This window comes from Frankia sp. AgKG'84/4, assembly GCF_023242965.2.
Lineage (GTDB): Bacteria > Actinomycetota > Actinomycetes > Frankiales > Frankiaceae > Frankia.
Genome location: NZ_JALKFU020001261.1, coordinates 1 through 2,311, shown reverse-complemented (window position 1 = coordinate 2,311; position 2,311 = coordinate 1). Strand labels below are relative to the sequence as shown.

Sequence of the window (2,311 nt, the reverse complement as noted above, 5' to 3'; positions counted from 1 at the left end):
GCCGCGGCCGGCGCGGCACCCGTGCCGGCGGCCGCCCGCGGCCGTGGGTGAGACTCGACGCTGTGGACCGAGACCTGCGTGTCCTCGTCGTCGACGACGAGGAGTCGATCACCGACCTGGTAACCATGGCGCTGCGCTACGAGGGCTTCGACGTCACCGCCGTGCACAGCGGCCAGGCGGCGCTCACCCAGACCGCGCTGACCAGGCCCGACCTGCTCGTCCTCGACGTCATGCTGCCCGACATCGACGGGTTCGCCGTGTGCCAGCGGCTGCGCCACGCCGGGCACACCGTGCCGACCCTGTTCCTCACCGCGCGGGACTCCACTGAGGAGAAGGTCCGCGGGTTCACCCTCGGCGGTGACGACTACGTGACCAAGCCGTTCGCGGTCAGCGAGTTCGTCGCCCGGGTCTGGGCGATCCTGCGCCGCGCCGGCATGGCCCGCCAGCAGGACCCGCCACTGCGCCTGGCCGATCTCGAACTGGACCCGCCGACCCGGGAGGTGCGCCGGGCCGGGCACCTCGTCGAGCTGACCGCGACCGAGTACCGGCTGCTGCACTACCTGCTGACCAACGCCCGTTCGGTGTTGACCCGCGCCCAGCTGCTCGACCATGTCTGGGGCCACGACTTCGGCGGCGACGGCCGGGTGCTGGAGACCTACATCAGCTATCTACGCCGCAAGATCGACACCACCTCGCCACCGCTGCTCCACACCGTGCGCGGGATCGGCTACGTCCTTCGCCAGCCGCGGTGAGACGCCCGGCGGTGTCGCTGCGGCTGCGGCTGCTGCTGGCCGTGGTCGCCCTCGTCGCCGTCGGCATGTCCCTGGTCGCCGTCGGGATCCAGGCCGCGGTGAACGGCTACCTGTGCGGCCGGCTCGACCAGCAGGTGCGGGAGGCCCATCCGCGCGTCGAGCAGACCCTGGTGCACCGCGGCGCGGCGGATCACGACCGGGACGACGCCGACCAGCGCTTCGGCAGCGTGTACCTGGTCGGCACCTACGGCGCGCTCTACGACGCGGCCGGGCGCCGGCTCGCGCAGACCAGTCCGGGTCTCAGCGAGGACGACGGCGACCAGACGGCGCCGGGCCGGCGTCCCGAGGTGACCCGCCAGGTGCTCGCCACCGCGCCGGTCCACCCGAACCTCGCGAACGCCGCGCTGGAGACGGTCCCGGCGGAGAACCACCGCGGCCGCTTCCGGCTGCTCGCCGAACGCTTCACCAACGGCCAGGTGCTCGTCGTCGCCGTCCCCTACACCCAGGTCGACAGCACCCTGCGCACCGTGCGACGGATCGAGATCGTGGCCAGCGCCCTCGGCACAGCGGCGCTCGCCGCGCTGACCTACGTGCTGATCCGGCTCGGGCTGCGCCCCCTGACCCGTATCGAGCAGACCGCCGACCAGATCGCCCGCGGCGACCTGACCCGCCGCGTCGAGGACACCGACCGGCGCACCGAGGTTGGCCGGCTCGGCTACGCGTTCAACGCGATGCTGACCCGGATCGAGGCGGCCTTCCAGGCCCAGCAGCGCTCCGAGCGGCGGCTGCGCCAGTTCGTCGGCGACGCCAGCCACGAGCTGCGCACCCCGCTGACCTCCATTCGCGGCTACGCCGAGATGTTCCACCGCGGGGCGGCGGGACGGCCCGCGGATCTCGCCATGGTCATGCGCCGCATCGAGGAGGAGTCGGCGCGGATGAGCGGGCTGGTCGACGACATGCTGCTGCTCGCCCGCCTCGACCAGGGTCCCGTGCTCGAACGCCAGCCGGTCGACCTGGCCGCCGTGGTCCGTGACGTGGTCGCCGACACCCTCGCGACCTGGCCCGGACGGCCGATCGAGGCGCACGCGCCGCCGTTGCTGGAACTTCCCGGCGACGCCGGTCGACTGCGTGCCGCGGTCGGCAACCTGGTGCGCAACGCCGTCGTGCACACCCCGCCCGCCACCCCGATCACCGTCATCGCCGAGACCGTCATCGGCGACACCCTCGCTGGCCAGGCCGGTATCGATGCCAGGGCCGGCGGTGACCTGATCGTGGTGTCCGTCATCGACCGCGGTCCCGGCATCGCGCCCGGCGACGTGCCGCAGGTGTTCGAACGGTTCTACCGGGCCGACCCCAGCCGCTCCCGCGACGCCGGCGGCAGCGGGCTCGGCCTGTCCATCGCCCAGGCCGTCGCCCACGCGCACGGCGGTCGGGTCGAACACCGACCCACCCCGGGCGGCGGTGCCACGTTCCGCCTGCTCCTGCCCGTCGACCCGATGCCCGTGCCGGACCACGGCGCTGCGGCCACCCCGGCGGGGTAGGCGTCGCGCCTTCGGGGC

At 73.7% G+C, this 2,311-nt stretch carries 2 protein-coding genes; both read left to right on the top strand.

The window, feature by feature from the left end:
- The first annotated feature begins 47 nt into the window (after window positions 1-47).
- The gene (locus MXD58_RS29430) at window positions 48-752 is read left to right on the top strand and encodes a response regulator transcription factor (RefSeq protein ID WP_250611414.1); all 705 of its coding nucleotides are present in this window, start codon (window positions 48-50) and stop codon (window positions 750-752) included.
- Between the two features lie 65 nt (window positions 753-817).
- Window positions 818-2,293 (top strand): sensor histidine kinase, encoded by a 1,476-nt coding sequence (locus MXD58_RS29425; protein ID WP_248837010.1) that lies wholly within the window; start codon window positions 818-820, stop codon window positions 2,291-2,293.
- Window positions 2,294-2,311 lie beyond the last annotated feature (18 nt).

Coding starts and splice junctions, on each gene's coding strand:
- MXD58_RS29425 (WP_248837010.1), top strand. CDS start 818: ATGTCCCTGGTCGCCGTCGGGATCCAGGCCGCGGTGAACGGCTACCTG.